This window comes from Oligoflexus tunisiensis (assembly GCF_001748245.1).
GTDB classification, from domain to species: domain Bacteria; phylum Bdellovibrionota_B; class Oligoflexia; order Oligoflexales; family Oligoflexaceae; genus Oligoflexus; species Oligoflexus tunisiensis.
Genome location: NZ_BDFO01000001.1, coordinates 5,260,134 through 5,284,957, shown reverse-complemented (window position 1 = coordinate 5,284,957; position 24,824 = coordinate 5,260,134). Strand labels below are relative to the sequence as shown.

The 24,824-nt window shown below is 55.1% G+C and carries 20 protein-coding genes; 9 read left to right on the top strand and 11 right to left on the bottom strand.

All coding sequences use genetic code 11. From position 1 onward, the window contains the following. Positions 1-45: 45 nt before the first annotated feature. The gene (locus OLTU_RS21765) at positions 46-810 is read right to left on the bottom strand and encodes a hypothetical protein (RefSeq protein ID WP_141734858.1); all 765 of its coding nucleotides are present in this window, start codon (positions 808-810) and stop codon (positions 46-48) included. Positions 811-1,164: 354 nt separating this feature from the next. On the opposite strand from OLTU_RS21765, the gene OLTU_RS21760 reads away from it, so the two are divergent. Then, a complete protein-coding gene (locus OLTU_RS21760) occupies positions 1,165-2,001 on the top strand; it encodes a trypsin-like serine protease (RefSeq protein ID WP_176736843.1) in 837 nt (278 codons plus the stop codon). Positions 2,002-2,018: 17 nt separating this feature from the next. Here the strand turns inward: OLTU_RS21760 and OLTU_RS21755 are convergent, their stop codons facing one another. The 3 genes from OLTU_RS21755 to OLTU_RS21745 all read right to left on the bottom strand — a co-directional run bounded on the left by OLTU_RS21755 (position 2,019) and on the right by OLTU_RS21745 (position 4,703). Then, a complete protein-coding gene (locus tag OLTU_RS21755) occupies positions 2,019-3,281 on the bottom strand; it encodes a NupC/NupG family nucleoside CNT transporter (protein ID WP_141734856.1) in 1,263 nt (420 codons plus the stop codon). Positions 3,282-3,343: 62 nt separating this feature from the next. Next, on the bottom strand, positions 3,344-4,333 hold the full coding sequence (locus tag OLTU_RS21750; protein WP_176736842.1) for a Crp/Fnr family transcriptional regulator: 990 nt from the start codon (positions 4,331-4,333) through the stop codon (positions 3,344-3,346). A gap of 64 nt (positions 4,334-4,397) precedes the next feature. Then, positions 4,398-4,703: a Dabb family protein gene (locus OLTU_RS21745; protein WP_141734854.1), complete on the bottom strand. Its 306-nt coding sequence runs from the start codon at positions 4,701-4,703 to the stop codon at positions 4,398-4,400. Between the two features lie 106 nt (positions 4,704-4,809). Between OLTU_RS21745 and OLTU_RS21740 the strand changes: the two genes are divergently transcribed. The 4 genes from OLTU_RS21740 to OLTU_RS21725 all read left to right on the top strand — a co-directional run bounded on the left by OLTU_RS21740 (position 4,810) and on the right by OLTU_RS21725 (position 11,261). Next, entirely contained in the window at positions 4,810-6,531 is a 1,722-nt protein-coding gene (locus OLTU_RS21740) for a hypothetical protein (RefSeq protein WP_141734853.1), read from the top strand. 35 nt (positions 6,532-6,566) lie between these two features. After that, positions 6,567-7,484: a CPBP family intramembrane glutamic endopeptidase gene (locus tag OLTU_RS21735; protein ID WP_141734852.1), complete on the top strand. Its 918-nt coding sequence runs from the start codon at positions 6,567-6,569 to the stop codon at positions 7,482-7,484. A gap of 26 nt (positions 7,485-7,510) precedes the next feature. After that, positions 7,511-9,205: an amidase gene (locus OLTU_RS21730; protein ID WP_141734851.1), complete on the top strand. Its 1,695-nt coding sequence runs from the start codon at positions 7,511-7,513 to the stop codon at positions 9,203-9,205. A 112-nt stretch (positions 9,206-9,317) separates the two neighbouring features. Then, positions 9,318-11,261, top strand: a complete 1,944-nt coding sequence (locus OLTU_RS21725; protein WP_176736840.1) for a 7TMR-DISM family protein — start codon at positions 9,318-9,320, stop codon at positions 11,259-11,261. Position 11,262: 1 nt separating this feature from the next. Here OLTU_RS21725 and OLTU_RS21720 read toward each other — a convergent pair whose 3' ends face one another. Together OLTU_RS21720 and OLTU_RS21715 are read right to left on the bottom strand one after the other, a co-directional pair. Next, positions 11,263-12,216 carry a hypothetical protein gene (locus OLTU_RS21720; protein ID WP_141734849.1) on the bottom strand — a complete coding sequence of 318 codons (954 nt, stop codon included), beginning with the start codon at positions 12,214-12,216 and terminating at the stop codon, positions 11,263-11,265. Beyond that, complete coding sequence (locus OLTU_RS21715; protein WP_218110182.1) at positions 12,206-13,531, bottom strand: MBOAT family O-acyltransferase; 1,326 nt, start codon at positions 13,529-13,531, stop codon at positions 12,206-12,208. Before OLTU_RS21715 ends, OLTU_RS21720 begins: the two co-directional genes overlap by 11 nt. A gap of 351 nt (positions 13,532-13,882) precedes the next feature. On the opposite strand from OLTU_RS21715, the gene OLTU_RS21710 reads away from it, so the two are divergent. Then, complete coding sequence (locus OLTU_RS21710; RefSeq protein ID WP_176736838.1) at positions 13,883-14,455, top strand: GTP-binding protein; 573 nt, start codon at positions 13,883-13,885, stop codon at positions 14,453-14,455. A gap of 12 nt (positions 14,456-14,467) precedes the next feature. On the opposite strand, the gene OLTU_RS21705 is transcribed toward OLTU_RS21710, so the two are convergent. The 3 genes from OLTU_RS21705 to typA all read right to left on the bottom strand — a co-directional run bounded on the left by OLTU_RS21705 (position 14,468) and on the right by typA (position 18,051). Next, positions 14,468-14,887 carry a hypothetical protein gene (locus OLTU_RS21705; RefSeq protein ID WP_141734846.1) on the bottom strand — a complete coding sequence of 140 codons (420 nt, stop codon included), beginning with the start codon at positions 14,885-14,887 and terminating at the stop codon, positions 14,468-14,470. Between the two features lie 106 nt (positions 14,888-14,993). Beyond that, on the bottom strand, positions 14,994-16,193 hold the full coding sequence (locus OLTU_RS21700) for a tRNA-dihydrouridine synthase family protein (RefSeq protein WP_141734845.1): 1,200 nt from the start codon (positions 16,191-16,193) through the stop codon (positions 14,994-14,996). 10 nt (positions 16,194-16,203) lie between these two features. Further along, the gene (typA, locus tag OLTU_RS21695; protein WP_141734844.1) at positions 16,204-18,051 is read right to left on the bottom strand and encodes a translational GTPase TypA; all 1,848 of its coding nucleotides are present in this window, start codon (positions 18,049-18,051) and stop codon (positions 16,204-16,206) included. Between the two features lie 271 nt (positions 18,052-18,322). On the opposite strand from typA, the gene OLTU_RS21690 reads away from it, so the two are divergent. From OLTU_RS21690 to OLTU_RS21680, 3 genes are all read left to right on the top strand, one after another. Then, a complete protein-coding gene (locus tag OLTU_RS21690; RefSeq protein ID WP_141734843.1) occupies positions 18,323-20,011 on the top strand; it encodes a response regulator in 1,689 nt (562 codons plus the stop codon). A 134-nt stretch (positions 20,012-20,145) separates the two neighbouring features. Next, the gene (locus OLTU_RS21685; RefSeq protein ID WP_141734842.1) at positions 20,146-22,836 is read left to right on the top strand and encodes a DNA topoisomerase; all 2,691 of its coding nucleotides are present in this window, start codon (positions 20,146-20,148) and stop codon (positions 22,834-22,836) included. A 371-nt stretch (positions 22,837-23,207) separates the two neighbouring features. After that, complete coding sequence (locus OLTU_RS21680; protein WP_176736837.1) at positions 23,208-23,849, top strand: response regulator transcription factor; 642 nt, start codon at positions 23,208-23,210, stop codon at positions 23,847-23,849. Between the two features lie 133 nt (positions 23,850-23,982). Here the strand turns inward: OLTU_RS21680 and OLTU_RS21675 are convergent, their stop codons facing one another. Together OLTU_RS21675 and OLTU_RS21670 are read right to left on the bottom strand one after the other, a co-directional pair. Beyond that, positions 23,983-24,246: a hypothetical protein gene (locus OLTU_RS21675; protein ID WP_141734840.1), complete on the bottom strand. Its 264-nt coding sequence runs from the start codon at positions 24,244-24,246 to the stop codon at positions 23,983-23,985. 132 nt (positions 24,247-24,378) lie between these two features. Then, a complete protein-coding gene (locus OLTU_RS21670; RefSeq protein ID WP_141734839.1) occupies positions 24,379-24,588 on the bottom strand; it encodes a hypothetical protein in 210 nt (69 codons plus the stop codon). Between the last annotated feature and the right edge of the window lie 236 nt (positions 24,589-24,824).

Here is a 24,824-nt window from a genome sequence, read left to right as displayed (position 1 = left end):
GTTTTTTGTGTTAGTGAGGCCTGCGTAAGTCAATTGCGCAGGGGTTTAGCGGCCGCCACTCGCGAAAAACCAGCGTTGATCCGAAAAGTAATAGCGTACCAGGTCGCTGCGATCGCGATGGCTGTCCTGGACCGCGAGCGTCAGACTATTGCGCCCGGGACGCACGGACCGCGCGGGGAGATGGAAGGTCCAGACCTGGCGTCCATGATCAAAGCGCCGAACGCTTTCCATGATGAGGGGCTGTTGATTGAAGACGGTCAGACGCACACGATCGCAGGTATTGGGGCCTTCGAGTCGCACGATCAGCTTTTGATGGTCCAGGTCCACCCGCACGCGGCCGCCACAGGAGGGCAGATGTGCGGTGTTACGCGCTTCATCCAGATAAAGCAAATCATCGTTGCGCACGGTGACGACGGGAGCCGGACGATGCGGTTGCCATGTGACAGGACGATCCCAATGCGGTCGATGTTTGTGACCATGGATATGATCCGCCTGCAGACGAATCACATCCTCAGTGCGCGAGGAATTGGAATGCACCCGCAGAGTCAGGTGATCGTGATGATGAGTCGGTTTCCAAGTATAGACATAGGAATAGTGACGATGATGCTGATGCATCTTCAGGCGCCGGCCGTTGACGGAAAGATTGCTGCATTCCTTCACATTTTCAAACTTGATGAGAGTCTGGTGCTCGTTGCGATGGACCTTGGCATAACCGCCGCAATCACGGAGACTGATGGACTGTGATCCGAGAGCAAGAGCGGGAGAGGAAACGAGAAGACCGAGGGTCCAGGTAAAAATCTTGTGGCTCATGAGGTATCTCCCTTGGGTGCATGAGGCTTGGACAGCCTGATTTTTTCCATTGCAAACAGGGATCCACGCTCAAAGACGCGAAACCCTTGAGTTTTTTGTTGGCGCCGGGCGGCTGAGCCGCGGTCAGGCTGTGCTTCAAAGTACCCAGCTGTGGGTGGCCTCCGCAGCAGGATCCTCGCAATTTTAGATGATGCATTCAGACGCTTGAGTAAAAATCAAGGGTCTGCGGTGCGGCATCAAACTCCGACATATCAAGACTTTCAGAGGGAAATGAAAAAAGTTAAATTTGTTCTGGCCAGTCAGTCAGTGGCTCGCTATATTGCGTTTCGCAAAATACACAGGACGGGAGTTCACATGACGCTTGCATCGCACACACATTGGGTTCGCTTCGCCGCTGCGGCGGGTATGGCTTTGGGTCTGATCGGCTGTGGTTCCACCGCAAAGGAAGCGAGTGGCGTGAAAGTGACAAACGGGATTGAAATCCCGGAGTCGGAATTTCCCTCTGTGGTCTTTATTGTCGCGCAGACCCCGGAAGGTCTCGCCAACTGCACGGCGACCTTTGTCAATGATTCTCAGGCTGTTTCGGCGGGACACTGCGTCGAAGGAACCAGTGAACGCAATCCGGCTGTTTATCTGATCGAGCAAAAAATCGTGGCCGGCCGTCTGCAGCTGCGGGCTGTGGCCAAGGCCCAGCGCTGGTTCCGTGATGCGAGCTATGACATCAATGACGGCGTGGGACCCTTGGATGTTTCGGTGATCAATTTTCCCGCTGATACAGCTCCCGGCACCAGTGAACTCGCGGTGAGCGATCCCAAGGTTGACGATGAACTCACCATCGTCGGCTATGGCAACAACCGTAATTATGTCGATTCCTACGGTCAGCTTTCCGGTTCAGGCTCCGGCAAAAAACGCAAGGGTACCAACACGGTCGGCAATGTCACGGACGACGGGATGATTCAATTCCTGGGTCTGCCCGAGGCCGCCAGTGAGGTGGAAGCGGGCCGCTATGCGTTGAGTGGTTCCGGTGATTCGGGTGGTCCCCTCTTTATCGAGGGACGTCTGGCGGGTGTGACCTCGGGCGGCGGCTTCGGCGAGACCGCCGAAGGTGAGCAGGTCTTTATCTCTCAATATGTGAGCCTCCGCAGTAAAACCAGCCAGGCCCTTTTGAAAAAGGCCTTGAAGGCTGACTGAAAACCGGATGACCGCTGTCAGATCAAAAGTCCCACGATCGCAGCGGTCATACATGTGGCCAGCGTTCCACCAAGGAGCGCCTTCATTCCAAAACGAGCGATGTCTCCCCGTCTTTCCGGAACCAGGCTGCCGGTTCCTCCCAGTTGAATGGCGATCGAACTGAAATTGGCAAAACCGCAGAGCGCGTAGGAGATGATCAGGCGCGAACGGTCGGACAGTTCCGTTCCCATTTTTGCGAGGTCGAGGTAGGCGACGAATTCATTCAGCACCAGTTTTTTTCCAAGGAGCTGACCCACGGCGAGGGTTTCGTGGGCGGGAATGCCGATCACCCAGGCGAGAGGGGCAAAGACCCAGCCGAGCAGCCATTCAAACGTCAGAGGATGGCCGAGCCAGGCTTCCAATCCCACCACAGAGCCCAGCCAGCTGAAGAGCCCATTGAACAGAGCCACCAGAGACACAAAGGCGATCAGCATGCCGCCGACATTTAATGCGAGTTTGGTGCCTTCACTGGCTCCATGAGCCGCGGCATCAATGACGTTCACCGCGGTTTTCTCGGTGTGCAGAGCAACCCGGCCCATCGTCTCCGGAACCTCCGTTTCCGGCACCAGGAGTTTGGAAAGGACCAGGGCGGCCGGAGCGGCCATGATGCTGGCGGCCAGAAGATGGCCGGCAATATTGGGGATGAAGGGAGCCAGAAGTCCGACATACGCTGCCAGCACAGCACCGGCAACTGTGGCCATACCACCGGTCATCAGGGCCAGAAGTTCGGAACGGGTGAGCTTGTCCAGATAGGGGCGGATCATCAGGGGCGATTCGGTCTGGCCCAGAAAAATTTCCGCGGAGGCCGCGAGGGCTTCCGCGCCGCTGACCTTCAATGTCCTATGCATGACCACGGCGATCCCATAGACCACCCGCTGCATGATGCCGAGGTGATACAGCACGCCCATCAGCGCGGAAAAGAAGAGGATGGTCGGCAGGACCCGAAAGGCAAAGATGAAGCCATACTTGTCGGTGCTGCCAAGATCTCCGAAGAGGAAGGCCGCTCCCTGATCCGAGTAACCGACGACGGCAACGATGGCATTGTTGGCGGCTTCAAAGAGCACGTAGGCTGGACTATGCAGGCCCAGGACCGGGATGCCGAGCAGAAGAAAGGCAAAAAGAAATTGCAGAACCACGCCCAGAATCACGGTTCGCCAGGCTATGCGGCGCCGATTCTCGGAAAGAAGCCAGCAGATTGCGATGATAAGGATAAGGCCCAGAATACCTGTGAATTGCTGCATGTCCAACCTCTGCCCAGGGATAAAGGCTTTAGGTTAGCAAGCTCGCACAGGACGGGCAAGGGTTAGGCGGCCTTCCCGCCCTGCTTTTTCTCTTCCGAACGGGAAATGGCGCGCAGGATACGGGCATGCTGGAGGACGACCTCCACCATCTTCTTTTGCACTTTGAAGTTGATGTCCCGGGTTTTGGCCACGATGATCGCTTCATCGACGTTTTCGAGCAGCGGAGCAAACTCCGACCACTTGTCGACGACAAAGCCCTTCTTGCGACCTTCTTCTTCCAAATTCTTCAGGTCGATGGAAAAGGTATCATAGGCCGTGGCCTTGGCCTGACGGCAGAGCAGGTCGAGTATATCCACGAATTCCTGGGGCAGGAATTTCATGGCGGGATTTTTCTTGCGAATGCGGCTGGAGAAGTCGATGAAACGCTCCAGATCCCCACGGTTATGAATGGTGAGCATATCCTTTTTATAGGAGTTCTTGGTGATGGTCACCAGTCCTCCCGAAACGATGGCGTCAATCACCGGCGTGACCTTGGCCCTTTCCTTGTTCAGGATTTGCGAAACTTCCGCTTCCGCCGCCTCGCGCTCAAGGCCCCAGCTCTTCACTTCTTTCACGCCCAGCTTGTAGTAGAGCAGATGCAGGACGTGAATCGTCTTGATCATCTCTTCGATAGGATTGAGGTTGCCCTTGTATTTGGCTTCGATGTCCTGCAGACGTTCGTTGGTATCGCGCAGACGGGACGAAAGGGTCGCCATCAGCGTGACGAACCACTTGGGAATCTGCGTCATGATCTTGTTGAATTCATCGTTGGAAATCTTGGTGACTTCCACTTCATCCACGGCGCGAGCCGAGGCGGAGCGTGGCTTTTTATCAAACAAAGCCATCTCACCCAGCATGGATCCAGCCCCAATGGTGGCCAAAGGAATTTCGGTGCCGCCCTTGTCGAGATAGACGAGGATCTGACCCTTGCGGATCAAATACATTCCGTCGGACTGCTCTCCGACTTTGAACAGTAATTCGCCAGGCTTCAGTATTTTATTCTTGCCGGACAAGGCCGATCTCCTGGTGCAAAGGGCTGCTTGATCCAGGGATCGGTATTCCGCGCGACAACTTGAGTCAGCCCTGTTGTGGAAACTCGTAATCAACGGCCAGAATATCAGCAAGCGCCGGGCGGATGAGTTCATGCACGATATGCTGATGATCGGGATGGACCTGGTAGCTTTCAAGGCCTTGGCGATCGGCAAAACGCACGACCAAACCGTATTCGAATCCCTGGTTTCGGTCGGCAAAATTGGAGCCGGCGCTGATGTCGAGGATGCTCGGCACCTTGCCCTTGAGAGCCATGAGTTCTGTAACAATCTTCTGCCTGGTAAAAGCTGTGGTTTCCGGTTTAAATCGAAAAAGAACGATATGTTCGATCATGGGTGCACTCCTGCCTGGGCAAGTTCTGCCCTTTTGATCCTTCCTATAGCAGCAATATGATGGAAGGGAAACCGCTTTTGCCGATGGGCGCCGGGGGCAGCGAGCTATGCGAAAAACACCAGCCTATATCCTCATGGTCACCATGCTAATCCTTGGTCTCGGATTCGGTGAGATGGCCTGGATGCGTCTGAACATCAGCGGCTGCCAGGACTGGCAGGACGAACTGCAGCGGCGCGTGGAAGCCTATGGCCGGATGCATCTGCCCGATCCTGCGCCCCAGGTTCAGGTGCAAAGCACTTGCGGCCATTCGTTCATGGCCGATGCCTTGTATTTTCGATGGAATAAACTTCTCTGGCGCATGGGCTGGCGTGAAGTCAAACCTTTGCAGGATGCCGACCTCCGCATGGCGTCCACACGGGAGTTGATGCAGCATCCGGATATGGGTGCGGTGAAGTTTGTCGTGCGCTTCGATGCGGCCCTGTCAGCTGATATACGCAAGCGCGTCGAAGGCCTTCTGGAAAATTACCTCAAGGTGGAAGGTCCGCGTCAAAAACTGGAATTCCGCCGGGTCAAAAAACTACCCGAGCAGCCGGCGGCCCAGGGGTCCTCCCTGGCTTTGGCCCCGCCGGTCGCCTCGAGGCGCAGCTTCCATCCGCCCCTGCTGCCCGCGCCGGAGCCGCAGCTGCGCTCGTCCCTATGGCGAGTGGGCAACCTGATCTTTGCCATACTTTTGATCTGTGCCGGTGGTCTTTTCATCGCCGAACTCTTTCAGCAAATGTTCCGTCCTCGCAAAAAGCAGGCGGTGGCCAACCCTCCGACCGAAGTCAGGAATCAGACCGCGTTTGCCATACTCGTTGCACCACGTGTGATACGGGATTTTGGGGAACGGGGTGGCGAGGTCTGGCGTCTTCTTTTCCAGCTGGATCGCGAGCGCGCGGGACGGCGTGTGCTCTGTTATTGGGAAAAGGATCGTGAAGGACTCGTTCACTTTTTGGGCTGGCTGGATGAGAGCACCCAGGAATCCATGCTGAGTTTTCTGAATACGGAGCAACTCCTGCAACTGACCGATAAGGTCCAGGCCGCGTCCCCGGCCCGGGATACCCAGCGCGCGGCGCTTCGCATTCTTTTGGATCTGGCGCGTGAACTCGGGCAGTGCAGTCAGCTGGCAGCGGCGCCTCTTTTCATGCATCTGATGACCAAACGCGAATGGCAGCGGGTGGCCCAGCAGCTGACACGACCGCGGCGCCGGGCCCTGGCCGAGCTGCTCGATAAGGAACGGGCCGGCTGGCTCCGGGGACGCCAGGATTTGCACCCCGGCTGGTTTCAATCCGGAACGAAGGAACCGATGACTCTCGATCTGTTGATCCGCCGCGTGCGGGCCACGCTCCAGGTTGATGCCGATCAGTTGCGCGATCAGTTATATCCGGATCGTGAAGCTCTGCAGGTGGTCGACAGCTATTTTGCCGACCTCACCCTGGATACGGCCTTGAACAGTGACCTCATGATGCTGGTTCTGGGTGAATGCCAGCACCGCCAGGCGACCTTTAGCCGTCTGGTGGAACGCCAGGACCCCAACCTTCAGGCCGCGCTCGAGACCTGCGAGGATCAGCAGGTGGCTCTTCTTCTTTATGAATGCGATCCGGCCGTGCAGAATCAGGTTCTGACGAGCCTGGGAGGACGGCGGGAATCTGTTCGCGTGCTGCTCCGTGCCATGGAACAGGATAAGCAGCGTGGCAAGAGTCTCCGGATGCAGGCCAAAAGTCTGCAACGTTTTGTGGAGCGCCAGGTGCTGGTCGCCGACCTGCTCTGTGCCAGCGACCTGAGATGAAAACGACTTGAGTTCTGCGGCTTTTGCGTCTATCAATGGTTCGGACTTTTACGCAAAAAGCCTGGGAACGTCATATGCTGAACACCGACGGAACGTCTGCGCTCGCTTACGCTTTTCTCTATCTGACTGTCCTCGCCCTTTGGTTTCCTTCCAAGCGCCGTGTCCCTTTCTGGACCTTTCCCCTGATCATTTCCATCATTCTGGGTTATGCCGCCGGGCGTCTTACGTCGATGGCTCTTGGGCCTCTGGTTCTCCTGTATGGAAGCGCCCGGATTCTGAACCGTGCCGGGAGACCCTGGCTGCGTGGACTGTCATCGGGAGTCCTTTTGGTCTGCGGCGTCGGACTCGGGGCTCATCTTTTTCCCGGCTTTCATAATTGGAAAGTGATCGATGGGGCGCTGGTCAGTCAGGATGGAATTCCCTTTACGCTTTATCTGAATTTTGACAAGACACTCGTTGGTATTGTGATTCTGGGTGAACTGCATGAACGAATCCGAACCCGGGCCGGCTGGGTTCAAATGCTGAAATCCACCCTGTCACGAGCGCCGTTGGTGATTGCAGCTGTCGCTGTTCTTTCCCTCATGTTTCAGTTCGTAAGTTTTGATCCGAAAATTCCCGAAATTCTGCCTCTCTGGGCCTGGACCAATCTGCTCTTTGTCTGTGTGGCCGAGGAAGGATTTTTTCGCGGTTTTCTGCAGAAGTACCTGGCCGAGCTGTGGCAGGACCTGCGCTATGGTCAGGTGATGGCTCTCCTGTTTGCGTCGCTAGCCTTTGGGGTGGCGCATCTGGGAGGGGGACTTCCGTATGTTGTTCTTGCAAGCGTGGCTGGACTGGGTTACGGCTGGATGTATCACGTCACGCGAAGAATTGAAGCCAGCATTATCACCCACTTTTTGTTGAACCTCTTTCATATTCTCATGCTGACCTATCCGGCTCTGGTCCCCCAGGCCTGAGGCGCAACAATCGAAAGGATCGCGACATGCTGAAATCGAAGGATCGTCGTGCACCCTCATCCCACTATGCAATCACGGAGGTCCCGTCCCCGGCTTTGGCAGGACCTCAGCTGATGGCCTTTATCAAACTGCTCGAGAGCAGTCGTCTGGCCCGCAAATCCCTGCTGAACGTCAATAACATGGATGTGCTGCATGCTCTGACCCTGGCCGAGGCGCCCAGTCTTTTGCCGCAGCCAACCCCCGCGCAGGCGGAATTTGAAATTCAAAAACAGGAGCAGTGGAAGGATGAGCGAATGGATGCACCTTTCGCTGATTCGGAATTCCAGACTTACATCAAGCGTTATGAGGCGCGCAAGCTGACCCCATTGGATGTGGCCCAGACGGTCTTGCGGCAAATTCGCGAGAGCAATGAGGAGCCCGAACCGCTCAAGGCAATCATTGCCGTTCATGAGGACTGTCTGATGCGTGACGCCGCCGCGAGCAGCAAACGCTATCAGGAAGGGCAGCCTCTTTCGCCGCTCGATGGCATCCCGATTGCTGTGAAATCAGAAATATTTGTCAAACATCTGAGTTCCCAGGCCGGAACCTCCTTTTTGCAGGTGCCCCGGGATCATGCGGAAGCGACCATCGTCATGCGTCTACGCAAGGCAGGAGCGCTCATCGTAGGGCTGACCAACATGCATGAGATTGGCATCGGTGTCACCGGAGCCAATCCGCATTATGGTGTCGCGCGCAATCCCTATGATCGCAAGCGGCATACCGGAGGCTCGAGCAGTGGATCCGCTGCCGCCGTGGCTGCTGGTCTGGTGCCCATGGCCATTGGAACGGACGGAGGCGGCAGCATTCGCATTCCTTCCTCGCTGTGTGGAACGGTGGGACTCAAGCCCAGCTTTTCCCGACTGTCCTCGCATGGAATGTTTCCAACCGCCGTCTCGGTTTGCCAGGCCGGGCCGATCGCAAGGCGGGCGGTGGACTGTGCGCTCGCCTATCAGATCATGGCTGGAGCCGATCCTCTGGATGGCAGGACGCAGCTGCAGCCGCCCCCATCCCTGCGCGGCCTCTCGCAGCTGAAGGATCTTTCGGATCTGACTGTCGGGGTTTATGACTCCTGGTTTGAGCATGCGGATCCCGAGGTCGTGGGGCTCTGTCATAATCTTTTGGTCGCTTTGCAAAATCGCGGTTTGAATGTGGTCCCCATAGAATTGCCGGAACTTGAAGAGGCGCGTGTGGCTCACTTCATCACGATCGCGGCGGAAATGTACAGCTACATGAAACCTTATATGGCCCGGCATCGAAATGAACTCGCGCCGACCACCCGGTTTGCCTTGGCTCTCGGATCCGAACTTTCCTCTACGGATTATCTTCAAGCCCAGCGGGTCAGGCATCGTTCGATGCGACGGCTCGATGACATTTTCCGACGCGTGGATTTCATTGTGTCCCCGACCTGTGCCACGCCCGCGCCACTCATTCAAGGTCACAATGCCTATCGGGATGTCCTCGACACGGTTTTGATGGGTCGTCTGATGCGATTTGCGCAGCTCTTTAACCTGACGGGACATCCGGCCATCAGCTTTCCCGCCGGTTACACGACGCAGGGGCTGCCGGTCGGGATACAGTTTGCGGGGCGCTGGTGGGCGGAGGCGGATCTGCTTCGTATCGCCCGTGTCGGAGATGAACTGGTGGAACGGCGGCGACCCGCAAGTTTTTGGGCGGCCTTTTAAAAAGGTCCGCGTTTCTTGCCAGGGGCCCGGCAGGAGTTGCCTCTCGATCCGGATAAACTCTCACCGACAAGGAGAGACGGCGGGTTTTACCGTCAGGGCAAAGGATCGGGCGTTGCTGTCAGGATTTTTCATCATCATCCTCCTCCTGGGATCGTGGTCCACTCATGCGGCCGCGTCCTGGGTCTATGAGCCCGGGCGCCATGAGATGGTGGCGAACGAAGTCTTCCACACTCTCTGCACGCGCGAGACTTTGGACTGGTCCACTGTCCTAAGCCGTGCGTCCGAACTCAAGCCCACAACCCGCCATAGCCGTGGAATCATCGGGGATGAGGAATGCTGGAGTGTGATCACCGTCGAGAACCGCAGTGCGGGGGTGGAGCGGGTTTTTCTGGAGCATGGGCTGGCGATCACCAGTCGCATCGAACTTTACCAGATTATCGGCGGACAGCTTGTCTATCACCGGGCTCTTGGACTCGATATTCCCTTTCGGGAATGGGCCGTGGATTATCGTCTGCCGATCTTTGATTTTCGTTTGAATCCGGGGGTGAATACGCTGGTCCTTCGCCAAAAGTCCCGCGATGTCTTTGCCCTGGACTGGCGCCTCTATCATCCGGAATATTTTTACAGCCGTATCATTCCCGAACTTCTGCTGTTCGGCGGCTTCTTTGCGATCTGCTTCGCGCTGTCGTTTTACAATCTGGTCATCTATTTTGTCACACGCGAGATCACGCATGTCTTCTATTTCCTTTATCTGAACCTCTACGCCATGGCTCAGCTCTATGTCGTCGGGCTGTCCAAGCAACTCATCCTGCAGGATATTGGTCCGGCACTGAATCAGCTTGGGATTATCACCATCGACCTGGCCCTGATATTTACCACGCTCTTCATTTACTATTTCCTGGATTTTCATGAAAGGAAGGACTGGTTCCGTAAATTGATCCGGTTCTTTATTGGGATGCTGTGTGTGACCATGGTCGTCACCTTATGGAATGAGATTCCGTTGGCGGCCACCTTGACCCAAAGTTTGTCGTTCATCTGCTCCTGTATCGGCGTCGTGGCTGCGATCAGCGCCGTGCGACGGCGGCATCCTCTGGCCTATTATTATATTCTTGCCTGGTCGATGCTCATCGTTGGAAACGCCATGCAGGTCCTGCATCTGCAGGGCCTTGTTCCGGATGAACCCTGGATCGTCAGTCTGAACTTCGTCGGAGCCAGCTTTGAGGCCATCATTATTTCGTATGCTTTGGCACACAAAATGCGCCTGGGACGCTTGCGCGAAACCCAGAGGCGCCGTCACGCCTTTTCCCAGCTGGCTAAGATGGTCTATCCCCATCAGATGGATCAGATGAAGCAGGGGGAAATTCTGGAAACGACGATGCCACATGCCGCAGGCGAGGCGGTAGTGATCTGTCTGGATATTATCGCCAGCACCAGCTCGCAGATAGAAAATCTCTCGAACTTTCTTCGGCGCTTCTTCGATCGCTGTGATCATCTGATGAGCCGTGACTATCAGGGTGAAACTTTGAGTGCCTCGGGCTTTCGGATCAAGGAGATGGGGGATGGCTTTCTCTGTGCGGTGGGCTTTCCTTTTGCCACTCCGCATGGCCGGGCTTCTCACGACGTGGCGATGCAGCTTGCCTTCGGTTTCCTGGATGCCTTCGATCAGGAATTTTCCAGCACGGTATCCGCGGAACGAACCTACTGTTCCCTTGGGCTTGCCCGAGGGCCGATTCAGGGATTTTTTACGGTTTCAGGGATTCGATCCTATGAACTGTTCGGCCACAGCATCGTCCTGGCCACGCGTTATGAGAGTCTGAGGAAACAGTGGCCCGCGGAACGCGCGGGGCATATGATCACCGTGCAGTCTCGCCTCTATGAGAGTCTTGACCCGCGCTACCAGAAGCTCTTTAAGAAACATAAACTCGGGCCCGGAATGGGTGCGATCCGTAACGATGCCGAAGCGGATGCGTTTTATCGTGGAATCTTTGCCTCGGGTGAGGCTGCCGAGGTTTTGAGTGAGCCTGCTGAACCTTTCGTCAAGTCCCTGGCGTCCTGAATCAAAAGTTTAACTGACGGCTATTGAGAAAAGCGGCCAAGGCGCGGCTGCGATTCTCCGCCTCCTCGTTGCCGAGGTGGAAGCCGGAATCACAGAAGCGCGGCTCTTCGGTTGAAACCACATGCTCCATATCCTGCGTCGCCACTGCAAATTGTTCGCGCATGGCGGCCAGAAACGGTATATAGGCATCCAGCCACAGCTGCTTCTGATCCGGCACGATCAGAGTCGGGGGAAGCTGGAGCACCAGCGACGCGCCTTCCGCCCGCAATGCGTTTTGAAACTCCTGCAGCTCGTTAAAAAGACTGGCGCGGTCGGGAGGATCCACATATCCAGCTGCACCTGCGGCAGCCTGCTTATGGCAGCTGGCCACATCACCTTTGGCGTTCAATCCCTGGGCGTGTATGCTGCGCTCCTGCTGAATATAACGCCGGTAGAGCGTAGGCAGAGAGGCAATGATAGCGCTTCTCTGCGGATAAGGTGACCAGTGGTGGCACAGGGTCCTTTTCAGTCTTTGAAAGGGGCCCCTGGTTTCATGATCCAGGCCGGCCACCTGCAAAAGCTCCTGGGCAGCGTTGGGATCGGTGCCACGGGAGTTCAAAAATGATATGGACGAGTAGACCACCACATCCCCCTTACGCACAACACTCTGTGTAAGGGCACGCATCGCTTTGGGATCATACGCTTCATGAATCAAGGCCAAGTTGAAAGTGGGGATGCCGGTCGCATCTTCAATGAGCTGGGAGCGAAAACCCCAGACGACATTGGAACCACCGGTCAGCAGGATACGCTTCTTCCCGACGGCCCGGTTGGCAGCCAGGGCTTTTTCCCGAAAAATTTCATGGAGCACATTGCTGGTATCGCGCTTATCCAGGGCAAAGAGAAAGCCAAATCCAACGTAGAGGGCGGCAAAGCCCAGGATACTGAGAAAGCAAAGTGACTGTTTTCTAACGGCCATAAACAAATCCGGCATGATTCGCAGGTTGAAAGAAGAGCAGGGTAAAGAGGAGCACGATAAAAGCCCAGATCCCTGGTCTTAAATAACGATAGCAACGCCTGTCGTCGTGTTTGATAAAGAAAACTTCATAGGCGAGGATCAGAACCATCGCGCCGCCCACCACAAAGCCATCCCAATGTTGCAGGAAAGCCTGGGAAAGCTGCGTATGCGCTGAAAGGATCGCCCAAAGGTCCCGCCCCATCTTCTGGAACCTGCCGAGGCCTCGGAACTTCTCCATCAGCAGATCAAAGTCACTTTCCATAAAAAGCAGGCGTCCATAAAACAGAACGATAAAAACGGAAATCTTCGCACCCAGGCGGACGGCAGCCATTCGGTTCCAGCGTTTCAGGATCGCCACGGAAACGACAAACGCCCCGCCATGCAAAAGGCCCCAGAGAATAAAGTTGCGCGTTGGTCCGTGCCAGAGAGCCGAGAGCAGAAAGACCGTCATCGGGAGTATCACGCGAGTGGCCAGACGCTGCGGATACACCGCTCGCAGGGGCAGAAAGACATTTTCCTTGAAGAAGGTGCCGAGCCCCACGTGCCAGCGTCGCCAGAATTCTGGAATGTTTTGTGCGGCAAACGGGTGCTGAAAATTATGATAGATCGGAATGCCGAAGATGCGGCAGAGGAAAAAGGATAGAAGGCTGTATCCTGCGAAATCGAAGTAAACCTGCAGCTCAAAGCAGAGAACGGTACGCGCAATAAGCAGAGGACTCAAAGCTTCCTGGGTGGTCACCCATTGGCTCAACCAATTGGCAAAGACATATTTAAACGCGAAAGCCCCGATCAGCACATGCAGATATTTATAAATACGGGTCGGTGTGGGTAGCGCCACCTCCAGGTCTTTGAACTTCTTCAGCTGCTCCTGATTGAAAACCGGCCCGGCGAGAAATGCTCCACAGAAACTCACAGCCAGGGCATAGCGTTGGAAGTCCAGATCAAAGATCACCCGCCGGAAGACGGCTCCTTGAATGGCCACGGCCTGCAGGGCATAGAACGCATAACCCATGAGCAGAGGCACGGTCGAGGGTGCGCTGGCATTTTTGGAATCCAGAACACCAATGAATCCCTTATGCTGCAGAAAGAAAAAGCAGCCGATATTCACGCCAAGGCAGGCGCAGTAAATCTGTTTCCGACGCGACGTCTGACGTGCTTTCGCAAGTCCAACCGTCATCGAATAGTTGACCGCGATATAGAGAAACAAAAACGCTGCCGTCAGGATCGTGCCTGAAAAGAAAGCAATGGCGAGAAACGAAACCAGGTTTAACGCCATGATTCTATGATTGACAAAAAGTCTCTGCGCGACACGTTCCCATGTCAGCTCAAGTGAGTGCATCCTGATGTTCAATCCTTGGTCCTTTCCTGCTCCAGATGGCATCATCGGGCAGGTTTTTGCGTGCGCGAGGAAAAAATTCATTCGTGATGTACACTCGAGAATATCAGAGCCGGACACGGTGCATCAAATGCAAATGCCTGTCAGAAAATGCCATCAAAAACTGATAAGAACTGTCAAAAATTGACGATGGAATGGAGCCGCGCGCTTGCCATGGATCCGGCTTTGTGGAATGATGCGGAACAGCCTGCGATGCGTAGGTTTTGTCCTTTTCCGGGAAAGATAAGCTTTATGATGGAATTACCAACGCCACGCGCAACACCGGTTCCGCTCCATATTATTGGCGGTCTTTATGGCTCTGGGAAAACCACTTTTCTTCAGCATCAGATGGATCATGCCTGGTCAGGTGAAAAGCTCGGTGTGATCCTGTGTGAAGAGGGCGACAGAAAGCTGGATTTTCCCCGCACGGTCCCAGCCCGGGTGGAGCGCCTCCTGAATGCCTGCGTATGCTGCGAGATGGCCTATACGTTTTTTGAAGTGCTGCTTGGTCTCTTGCGGGACGAGAGCATTCAACGGATTGTTGTGGAGATTACAGCTCAGGCGGATATTCAGCAGATTTTTGATTTTATTCGAAGTTCTCATCTGCGCGGTTATTTACATTTTGAACCCATTCACGTGCTGGTGGATGTTCGCAATCCGCATATGCGGCCCGACGCGCCAGCGCCTTTGATACGACGTCTTTGGGATCAGGCTGAAGTTTTCGTTTTGAATTTTCATGATCACGCGGAAGCGCGTCGGTTTGAAGTCGGCACCAAACAATGGACGCTCAGCCCGTCGCCGGGAACTGAGCGTGCTGGGCACTAAGCCTGCTTTTTTTCAAGAGTTCTGACCCGGTTCGTTTTGTCCTGGATCATCATCCGGATCATCTTCCGGGTCGTCATCCGGATCATCTTCGGGATCATCGTCCGGATCGTCATCCGGATCCTCGTCGTCATCATCATCTTCCGGATCGTCCGGATTGCAGACGTCATCCTTTAATTGATAAAGACTATCGAGATCCAGAAGCGTCAGCGGATCACAGGGGCCAGGCTCTGGACCCGGATTTTGAGTATTGGGATCATCCGTATTCGGATCAGGGGTATTCGGCTTGTCCGTAGGCGGAATGGGGTTGGCCTCCTCATTATTGACAGGAGGTGTCTCATCACGCGAAGAGTCGCCCTTCACCCCTTTGAACGTGGCGTTCGAGCAAGCATTCAAGATGATAACCAGCCCAACAATGAGCCATGGCCGTCGCATAATCTGTCCTCGCAAAATGAAACCGAGCAAAGCTCAGTGGATTTCTGAGAGGCTTATCGGCTCGATTCTTATTTTTCTGAAATAATTTCGTATTTCATTTTAAAATTCAGGGAGTTGCGAGGGCCAATTTCGGGCTTTCACCGGCGATTTCCGTGGGTTTTTGGCGACTGCTGGTAAACAGCCAGTCCCATTCCGGGCGGTGCCGGATCAGGAAAGGTTCATCAGCCGGATCGAGGCGTTCCAGGCCGCCGAGGAGCTCACCCAGATTCCTGGAGCGCAGAAGCAGAGGTTCAAAGTAGAGAGGAGGCAGACTGCTCCTAAGATAATTCCAGACCATTTTCACCCGACCGAGGGTAATGCGGTCGAGTGCAAGTTCGGTAAACGGCAGACTTTTCCCCGCATGAGCTCCACAAAGCTCGTCATAGAAGGCATCCCAGGCTTCCGCCCGGTTGCCGGCCGGCGTTCGCCAAAGACCTTTGCGGACCAAAGGCTCCAGTCTGGCAATCTGATGATCCATGCCGAGTTCGGTGAGCAGCGCAAAGCACGCCACCACCTTCTGGAGGAGCGAGCGGCGGATCGTGACCGAACGCCCTTCCCGCAGTTCCATGAAGATCCAGGGATTACGCAAGGCACCCCGGCCCACGATGAAACGGGAAACGGAAGGAGCGGTTCTTTCAATATCCGGCAGCGAGGCAAGGCCCAGGATGTCTCCTGAACCGATCACCGGAAAATGCAGACGGGCGGCCGCGCGCTCAATCAAATCCCAGCGGCTGGCGCCATCATAACGATCGCGTCGGGTCCGGCCATGCACGGTCAGCTGCTGCAAGGGAAGGGGACGCAGACCTGCCGTGAAGGCATCGAACGCATCCGTATCATCAAAGCCGGTTCGCATCTTGATACTGAAGCGTCGCGGCGGCAAGGCTTCCGCCATGCGTTCCGCAAAGCCCACAAACAGCGCTGGATCCTTCAAAAGACTCGACCCCGCGCCGCCACTCACAGGATTGGGCGAAGGACAGCCGCAGTTGAGGTCCACAAACTCCGCGTGGGGCAGGAGCAGACGCGCGGTGCGCACGAAATCCTGAGGATCCGAGGCCATCACTTGAGGCACCAGCTGATAGGGCAGCTCCCAATCACGAGTGATTTCAGCGGCAAAGTCGAGCGGGATCTGAGCCGGGTAGGTGTCGGTTGCACGCAGGAAAGGCGTTGAGGAAAAAGCCGGAGCGCTGACCTGGGCGATCCAGAGACGGAAGGGGAGTTCGCTGACTCCCTCCATAGGCGCGAGGCCGAATGTTTTGCTTCCGCTCATGATCGTGGTCTTAGCGTTTCATGTTCCGCAGGTTTTGCGGCAGAATTTTCTTCCGCAGACGAATCGATTCGGGAGTGGCTTCAATCCACTCATCGTCCTCGATCCACTCAATGCATTGTTCCAGGGACATCTTGCGAACACCTTGCAGCATCACCAGACCGTCGGAACCGGAGGCCCGGTGGTTGGTCAGTTTCTTTTCGCGACAGGCGTTGACGTTCAGATCCTGATCCTTGGCGCATTCGCCGATGATCATGCCCTCATAAACTTTTACACCGGGATCGACGAAGAGCTGACCGCGTTCCTGAATCGATTCCAAAGCATAAGGAATGGTTTCGCCGTCACGGTCGGAGATCAAGGCCCCGTTGATCCGGTGCACGAGTTCGCCCTTGAATGGAACATAACCGATAAACTCGGAACTCATGATGCCCTCACCGCGGGTGGCGGTTTTAAAGCGTGAGTTGATGCCGAGGATGCCGCGGGTTGGAATCTCGAATTTCAAACGGATCCGACCGTGGCCGATATTTTCATAGGAACTCATGATGCCCTTGCGGGTCTGCAGCATCTCGGTGACTTCACCGGAAAACTGCTCGGGCAAATCGAGAACGAGACGCTCGACCGGTTCCAGAACCTGACCGTTTTCATCCTTTTGGAAGAGGACTTCCGGACGACCGATCATGAATTCCAAACCTTCACGGCGCATCTGCTCAATCAGAATCGCAAACTGCAGTTCACCGCGGCCGAGAATACGGAACTGGTCGGGCTGGGCGGTTTCTTCGAAGCGCAGAGCCACATTATAACGGCAGAAGCGCAGGAGTCGGTCACGCAGTTTCCGTGACTGGACGGCTTCGCCTTCCTGACCCGAAAGAGGCCCGGTGTTGATCGAGAAGATCATACCGAGTGTGGGACTTTCCACGATGATACGGGGCAAGGCTTCCTGAGTTTCGTTGGCGACGATGGTGTCACCGATATGGACTTCATCCAGACCAGCGAGCAGACCGATATCACCGGCTTCCAGTTCATCAACTTCGACCTGACGCAGGCCTTTGAAGGACAGAACCTTGGAAACGGTGAACACGCGGTTCACGGGTTTGCCGCTGGCATCCACCGACTTGCTGATCAGGCGATCGCCTTTTTTCACGGAGCCCGAGTACACGCGGCCCACACCCATCTGACCAACCCACTCACTGTAGTCGAGGTTGCTGATCAGCATGCGGAAGGGACCGTCCTCGACCGCAGGCGGATTCACGTAATCCAAAACCAGATCAAAGAGCGGCTTCAAATCGCCTTTTTTGCCTTCCAGCAGCGCGGGAATTTCGGCAGGATCCATCGTACACCAGCCCTGACGGCCACAGGCGTAGAGGATGGGGAAGTCGGTCTGATCCTCCGTGGCCCCGAGGTCACAGAAAAGATCGAACGCGCCGTTGATCACTTCATTGATGCGATCGCCTTCCCGCACTTCAGGACGGTCGACCTTATTGATACAGAGGATGATCTTGAGACCTTGTTTGATCGCCTTTTCCAGCACGAAACGCGTCTGAGGCAAAGGTCCTTCAGCCGCATCGACCAGGAGGATGGCGCCCTGGGACATGCCCATGATGCGTTCCACTTCGCCACCGAAGTCAGCGTGACCCGGCGTGTCGATGATGTTGATTTTGGTGTTGCCCACAACGACGGACGTGTTTTTCGCGAGAATGGTAATCCCGCGCTCGCGTTCGAGATCCATCGAGTCCATTACGCGATCATCAACCGCCTGGTGCTCCTGGAAAGTTCCGGCTTGTTTAAGGAGGAAGTCCACAAGCGTGGTCTTGCCATGGTCAACGTGGGCAATGATACAGATGTTGCGTAAATTTGCGCTCATATAAATGGTCCGTCCGCTGATAAAACCGTGCTGATAAATTTTCGCTCTAGTCTAACAGGTCGGGGAAACTAACACATAAAATTATTGATGGCCAGGTCTCTTTTGCTCCTTTTCGACAGCATTGGGACTTTTTCCATAATCCATCCTTAGGAGGTCTGGCTCAGGGGTTTGCGCCACGTCAATTGTGCAAAGTCGGTCATCTGGGTAAGTTTTGTTATTAAGATTCAGGGGTTTTGTTCGATAAGTTCCTCAGTCAAGGAGCAATCGAACCATGACAGCGGAGAGTCGCACAAACGGCGTTAAAATGGCCCTACTGACCGAGGAACGTTACGTCCTCTGTCCGGTGTGGCGGCAGCTCGTGCAGCTCTGGTCGCACGAACTGGTGGCCGTGAATCGTAACGATCCGTTCCTTTTGAAACATTTTCCCAGTCTGGAAGCCATTTGGCTCAAAGCCGAGCCCAATGCCCCCTTGAACCAGCTCCTCGCCCAGGTCGATAGCCTGGCCTTGCGGGAGACCCGCTGCCATTTGATTGTCTGCCTCGATGAAGCCACAGAGGAGCTGATGCAGGAACTCCTGGATCACGGTGTGGACGAGATCGTTTTCCAGTCGGGAATCATGGCGGAACCCCTGATCCTGCAAAAAACCATCATGACACTGAACGCCCGTCGCGCCCATACGGAGCAGCTTAAAGCCCATATCATACGGCATCAAAAAGCTCTGCAGAGCAAATCCGAATTTCTGGCCTGGCTGAGCCATGAAATTCGCACGCCTATGAATGGTGTGCTGGGCCTTGCGGAGGTCTTTTCGCGTCAGGGTCTGACGGCTGATCAGCAGGAAATGCTGGATGTGATGGGGCGCAGCGGCCGGCGGGTCATTGACCTTCTGTCGGAAGTGCTGGATGTCAGTCGCATCGAAGCCGGCAAGATGAATCGCGTGACCCGTGATTTTCAGCTGCGGCAGGTGATCGATGATTCCATTCGACTCTACACCCGTGATGCCCAGGCCCGCGGTCTGATGATCGGCAGTGTGATCGACCCTGATGTGCCGAATGCCTTGCGTGGCGATGAACGGAAACTCAGTCAGATTCTGAATAATCTCGTCAGCAATGCCGTGAAATACACCAGCGCCGGCCACGTGCTGGTCAAGGTTCGGGTGGAAGGCTGGGCCGGCACGACCTGCCGCCTGCTCCTGGAAGTGCAGGACACCGGCCATGGCATTGCCCCGGACGAGCTGGACAAGGTCTTCGCTCCCTATGAACAAACGCATTCGGCTTATCTCCATTCGGGTCCCTCTTCGGGTCTGGGGCTGAGCCTGACGAAAAATCTGGTGGAACTGCTCGGTGGCAGCATTCATCTGCAGAGTCAGCCTGGTCGCGGCAGCACGTTCACCTGCGTTCTCGCCTTTGATGCGGCGCCCCGCGCGTCCCTCTCTCAGGATGCGAACCCAGGGCCGGATCTTCTGCGGCAGCCCACGGCGCGTCGGGACTATGTTCTTCGTCATCCCGGCTCGTCCCGTCCCGCGGGCGCGGAGTCTGAAAACGTTGACACCGGACGTGCGCCCTTGACCTTTGAAGGGGCTCACATCCTGATCGTGGATGATGATCCTGTGAATTTAAAGGTGGCCGACAAGCAGCTGAAAAAGCTGAAGGCTGAGACCACGCTGGCCTCCTCCGGCGTGGATGCTCTGGAATGGCTGGATAGAAAGCACTTTGATTTAATTTTTGTCGACTGTCAGATGCCGCATATGGATGGCTTCGAGCTGGTCCGTATCATGCGCGGCATGTCGCAGGAAATTCCGGGCACGCCCGTGATAGCCCTCACCGCTCTGGGGCGTGAAGAGGATCGGGAAAAAGCTCTGCAGCATGGCTTCAATGATTTTCTGGCCAAGCCTGCTCAACTTGAGGAAATCCAGAAGCTGCTCGATCGCTGGCTTCCACGCGAAACACAAAACGCATCCTGACGGTTCCGGGAGATTCTGCCCGGGTGCCAGGTCGTCTTCAAACGTCCCTCCCATGAAATGATTTTCCCAACTCTCCCAAAATGGGCTGCAAGGCCACTGTGGTGCGTCGTCCAGGGCGGGCGTAGGGCACAGGAATGACAAAAAGTCAGGAATATCTCTTGACAGCGGGGGTTCTTAAAGTTTTTGTAGGGATGAATAGCCAACCGGAAGGACAGAGCGTATCGATGCAAGGAAAAGGTCTAATAATTACTGAGAAGCCAAGCGTCGCGAAAGATATCGTGCAAGCCCTGGGAGGCTTTGAAGAGAAAGGCAAGGGGGACTACTACGAGAGTGAGACCATGGTCTGCACTTACGCGGTCGGTCACATCCTGACTCTTCTCGAACCGGAAGATATCAATCCTATCTATAAACGATGGCGGCTGGCCGATCTGCCGATCATTCCCGGGGATTTCAAAACCAAGCCCGTGCCCAATCAGAAGACCCGCCTCGCGGTGATCAAGAAACTGATGGAACGGAATGACATCACTTACCTCGTGAATGCATGCGATGCCGCGCGGGAAGGGGAATTGATCTTTCGCGAGATCGTCAAGCACGTGGGCGTGAATAAACCCATTCACCGCCTTTGGTTGCAATCCATGACGAAGAAAGCCATCCAGGACGGATTCAAGAGTCTGCAGGATGGCACCAAATACACCGGCCTCGCCGCCGCTGCCGAATGTCGCGCGCATGCCGACTGGTTGATCGGCATGAATGCGACGCGGGCCTTGACCGTGCGTTTGAAAGCCAAGAATCAGCGCGGGGTGTCCTGGTCCGCGGGGCGCGTCCAAACACCGACGCTGGGCCTTTTGGTGGAACGCGAGCTGGAAGTGCTCGAACACAACCCCCAGGCCTACTGGAAGGTGATCGGCAATTTCGAAGTGAACGAACAGGTGTATGATGGCACCTGGTATGATCCCAATTTTGATCGCAAGAACGCCACCCGCGAGCAAAAAGAGGATCGCATCTTTGATAAAGCCAAAGCCGAGGCGGTGATTCAAACCATCGCCGGCAAGCCGGCCCTCGCGAGTGAAACGCGCAAGCCTTCACCCCGCAATCCACCGATGCTCTTCGATCTGACCTCGCTGCAAAGAACAGCCAACACCCGCTTCGGGTGGTCGGCGAACCGGACCTTGCGGGCGGCGCAGCGCTGCTATGAAACGCATAAGGTGCTGACCTATCCGCGTACCAGTTCCAAGGTGCTGCCAGAGGACTACAAACCGGAAGTTCAGCGTGTCCTGGATATCCTCGCAGGGACCGGCGACTATGGTCCGCATGCGAGGCATCTTTTGGATAAGGGCCTTTTGAATCAGGACAAGATCTTCAATAACGAAGGCGTCACGGATCACTTTGCCATCATTCCGACCGGTGAAGTGCGGGCCCTTGAAGGGGACGATCAGAAACTGTTTGATCTGGTCACCCGACAGTTCATGGCCTCGTTTTATCCACCCTCTGTGTATGAAGAGGTCGAGCGCATTACGGTCGTGGCGGAACAGCATTTCCGCAGCAAGCCGCCGCGCGTGCTGAAGGAAGCCGGCTGGGAAGCTGTCTTTGGCAAGGTGCCCGACAAGGGTGACAAGTCCTTTGCCCCGCTGATCCCCGGCAAGGATAAGGCTGAAGGTGTGACGGTGAAATCGAGTGAGGCGCTCCTCGAGGAGCATGAAACGAAGCCACCGGCCCGCATCAGTGAAGCGGGACTTTTGTCCCTGATGGAAAATGCCGGACGGCATATTGAAAACGAAGAAATTTCCCAGGCTCTGCGCAGTGCCGATGGTTTGGGAACCGCGGCCACCCGCGCGGATATCATCGAAAACTTGAAGAACCGCGAATACGTGGATGAGAACCTCAGGCCGACGCCGAAGGGCATTCGTCTGATCGATATCCTGCATCGGATCAATGCGAGCCGTCTGACTTCAGCGGAGCTGACTGGACAACTCGAAGTGTTTCTGAATGAAGTGGAGGAGGGCAAGCGCTCGCCGGAAGACTTCATGCGTGAAATCGCCAGCTATGCCAAGGACGTGGTTGATTCCACCCGCGATTTTGATTTTGAACAGATCTATCCGGATGAAAATCCGCTCGGTCCCTGTCCGAACTGTGGGCGCCCTGTCTTTGAACGCGCCTGGTTTTACGGTTGTGCGGAGAGCACCAAGCGGGCCGGCAAGAAAGCCTGTGATTTTCTGATCTGGAAGGATTTCAACGGTCGTTACATAAACCGTAATGCGGTGCGCATCCTCCTGGAAAAGAAAGTCACACCCGAACTCGATGGCTTTAAAAACGCCAACGGCAAGGACTACCGTGCTGTCCTGGAACTCCAGGGCGGCAAGCTGGTTCGTCGTGTGGTGGAAAACTCGGGCGAAGTCGATCCGAATCAGCCGCAGCTCGACGTGAATCTGGAACCGATCGCGCCCTGTCCTTTGCGTTGTTCCCCGGATTGCATGGTGATCGAAACGCCAGCGGATTTTGCCTGTCAGACCAAGGTCAAGGGGCGGGAGGCTGGTGAAAAACGAGGGGCCCCGGGTTTTGCGTTCCCGCGCATGCTCTGCAAGCGCAACCTGACCCGTGAGGATCTCATGGTCTTTCTGCAGACCAAGGAAACCCCGATCATCAGTGACTTCGTGTCGAAAAAAGGTCGAAAATTCAGCGCCAAGCTGGTGATGGAAAACGACTGGACGGGCTTCCGCTTTGAATTCCCACCCAGGGTCAAGAAATCCGCAGCCAAGGACGAGGAAGCGGCCAGCGAGGAACCTGCAGCCACCGTTGCCTCGCCTGCCGCCGAGGGCAACAGCTAATTCCTTCCCTATCCCAATGACCGACCCCGGCCCCTCCCTGGAGGGGCCGGATCGTGATTCACCACGGGGAACCACCACCCCGATGGAGTGCGGTAAAACATCCAAAAAGCGAGTCTTTTTGAAGGACTTGAGGTGCTTACCTGACGCGTTCCGTTCTCCTCAGAATCCCGTCGTTACAGGCTTTTTAAACCTTCCGTGCAAATCAAAATTATTATTTTTTTAAATAATTAAAATAGCTTACACAAAATCTTCCCAGAATTTCAAAGTCACGCGTCTCGTTTTTCATGCAGAATATTGCTAATACCTGCCCTTGTGGCACGGAAAAAGTGGTCTAAGTTTTAATGCATTTCTTTCGATGCGGGTTGTTTAACATGAAAAAGATTTCCATTCTGATCGTGAACGATCATCCAATCGTTCGAGAAGGGCTCACTCAGGTACTCGATCGCTTTGAGGATGTGCACATCCTTGCCAGCACAGCCTCCCATTATCAGATCAAGGATTTGGTGCAGCGGCTCCAGCCTGAAGTTCTCCTGCTGGATTTGCAGTCGATGGCTTCCATCTACCAAATGGCAGCAGAAGCGCAGGCGACGAAACCGGATATGCATCTGATCCTGTCCAGCTCCTTGCCTCTTCCAGAATATCAGCGTCTGGCGGAACGCATTGGAGCCCGCGCTCTGATTTCGGCGTTTGAAGCACCTGACCAAATTCACGCCTGTCTGCATGCCGTCATGGAAGGAGGCACCTGGTTCCAGGCCAACAATCCTATCCGTGGTCTCGTGCAAAAACATCGTGAAGGCGTCAATGGGCGTCTGGAGCATCCTCTCAGCCCCCGTGAAGTTGATGTCCTCTGCTGCGTGGCCCAGGCCATGACCGCCAAGGAAATCGCGACCGATCTGCAGATCAGTGTGAAAACTGTGGATCGTCACAAAGCGAACATCATGAACAAGCTCAACATGCGTTCCCAGATTGAACTGGCTCGCTACGCTATTCGCAATGGATTTGTGGAAGTCTAAGCGCGGCTGGTAAAAGAAAAGGCTCCGTGAAGGAGCCTTGGACCGGTTTTTTTCGTAGCGAAGTTCTGGGGTGCATCCTCCGCCCCAATGGGGTTTTCTGACGAGGATGCCAGAACTTTGCAACGAGAAGATTTTAATCTTCGAACTCGGCCTTCCTGGTTGTCTTCTTCAATTCAGTCATAAGCTGATTGATCTTCTCCAGACTGTTTTTGATCCTTTGCATACGATCACCGAAATCGTCGGCTTCCGGTCTGCGGAAGTGTGGACTTCCTTTGACCTTGCCATCGATATGGCTGACATGCAGCGGCGTGCGGCCGCGGGCCAAATCGGTCTGAGCATCCTTGTTTCGCTTAAAAACTGTGAAATCGACAACATTGGCAGGAACATCGTTCTTCATCACAACACCTCAACAACAACAGCAACGGGAGCAGCAAGAGCAACACAACAGCATTAAGAACGGGGAACAGTGACGATATATTCAGGTCCTTCGGGAGAAGGACCAGGAATATCAGATGTCAAACGATCAAAATCAGTGTTTCAGACGATAGGAACGGATCACGCCTTTATTGGCCTTCTCACGTTCTCTTTTCAGCCGCAGGCGATTCTCTTCATTACGGCGTTGGATCTCTTCCCAACTGAAGCTCTCCTGCTTTTGTTCCGATTGCGTCGTTGTCGCATTTTTGGGCGTACGATTAGCAATCGAAACGACTTTGTTGTCTTGACCGTTTTCAGTTTGCATATCAACCTCCAGTAGGGGCAGCAGAGTCTCGGCAACACGGGGAAGTCAATCCCACGACTTTATTCAAGCAAGCGTTATGCCATGACCAGCCATTGTTGAACGACTTTGTGTGATCATTTATGCCAATGAATTTGGGTCTTTTAACAGCTCGCGCCTGGCAGCTATGTTGGACGTTATGACAGTGCCCGATTCAGTGTCAAGTCCCTTTTCAGCCCTTTCCTGCGTCCTGACTGGCT

What these genes read in the sequence shown, in the direction of transcription:
- OLTU_RS21765 (WP_141734858.1), bottom strand. Translation starts at nt 810, where the DNA reads ATGAGCCACAAGATTTTTACCTGGACCCTCGGTCTTCTCGTTTCCTCT.
- OLTU_RS21760 (WP_176736843.1), top strand. Translation starts at nt 1,165, where the DNA reads ATGACGCTTGCATCGCACACACATTGGGTTCGCTTCGCCGCTGCGGCG.
- OLTU_RS21755 (WP_141734856.1), bottom strand. Translation starts at nt 3,281, where the DNA reads ATGCAGCAATTCACAGGTATTCTGGGCCTTATCCTTATCATCGCAATC.
- OLTU_RS21745 (WP_141734854.1), bottom strand. Translation starts at nt 4,703, where the DNA reads ATGATCGAACATATCGTTCTTTTTCGATTTAAACCGGAAACCACAGCT.
- OLTU_RS21740 (WP_141734853.1), top strand. Translation starts at nt 4,810, where the DNA reads ATGCGAAAAACACCAGCCTATATCCTCATGGTCACCATGCTAATCCTT.
- OLTU_RS21735 (WP_141734852.1), top strand. Translation starts at nt 6,567, where the DNA reads ATGGTTCGGACTTTTACGCAAAAAGCCTGGGAACGTCATATGCTGAAC.
- OLTU_RS21730 (WP_141734851.1), top strand. Translation starts at nt 7,511, where the DNA reads ATGCTGAAATCGAAGGATCGTCGTGCACCCTCATCCCACTATGCAATC.
- OLTU_RS21720 (WP_141734849.1), bottom strand. Translation starts at nt 12,216, where the DNA reads ATGGCCGTTAGAAAACAGTCACTTTGCTTTCTCAGTATCCTGGGCTTT.
- OLTU_RS21715 (WP_218110182.1), bottom strand. Translation starts at nt 13,531, where the DNA reads ATGGCGTTAAACCTGGTTTCGTTTCTCGCCATTGCTTTCTTTTCAGGC.
- OLTU_RS21710 (WP_176736838.1), top strand. Translation starts at nt 13,883, where the DNA reads ATGATGGAATTACCAACGCCACGCGCAACACCGGTTCCGCTCCATATT.
- OLTU_RS21705 (WP_141734846.1), bottom strand. Translation starts at nt 14,887, where the DNA reads ATGCGACGGCCATGGCTCATTGTTGGGCTGGTTATCATCTTGAATGCT.
- OLTU_RS21700 (WP_141734845.1), bottom strand. Translation starts at nt 16,193, where the DNA reads ATGAGCGGAAGCAAAACATTCGGCCTCGCGCCTATGGAGGGAGTCAGC.
- typA (WP_141734844.1), bottom strand. Translation starts at nt 18,051, where the DNA reads ATGAGCGCAAATTTACGCAACATCTGTATCATTGCCCACGTTGACCAT.
- OLTU_RS21690 (WP_141734843.1), top strand. Translation starts at nt 18,323, where the DNA reads ATGACAGCGGAGAGTCGCACAAACGGCGTTAAAATGGCCCTACTGACC.
- OLTU_RS21685 (WP_141734842.1), top strand. Translation starts at nt 20,146, where the DNA reads ATGACAAAAAGTCAGGAATATCTCTTGACAGCGGGGGTTCTTAAAGTT.
- OLTU_RS21680 (WP_176736837.1), top strand. Translation starts at nt 23,208, where the DNA reads ATGAAAAAGATTTCCATTCTGATCGTGAACGATCATCCAATCGTTCGA.
- OLTU_RS21675 (WP_141734840.1), bottom strand. Translation starts at nt 24,246, where the DNA reads ATGAAGAACGATGTTCCTGCCAATGTTGTCGATTTCACAGTTTTTAAG.
- OLTU_RS21670 (WP_141734839.1), bottom strand. Translation starts at nt 24,588, where the DNA reads ATGCAAACTGAAAACGGTCAAGACAACAAAGTCGTTTCGATTGCTAAT.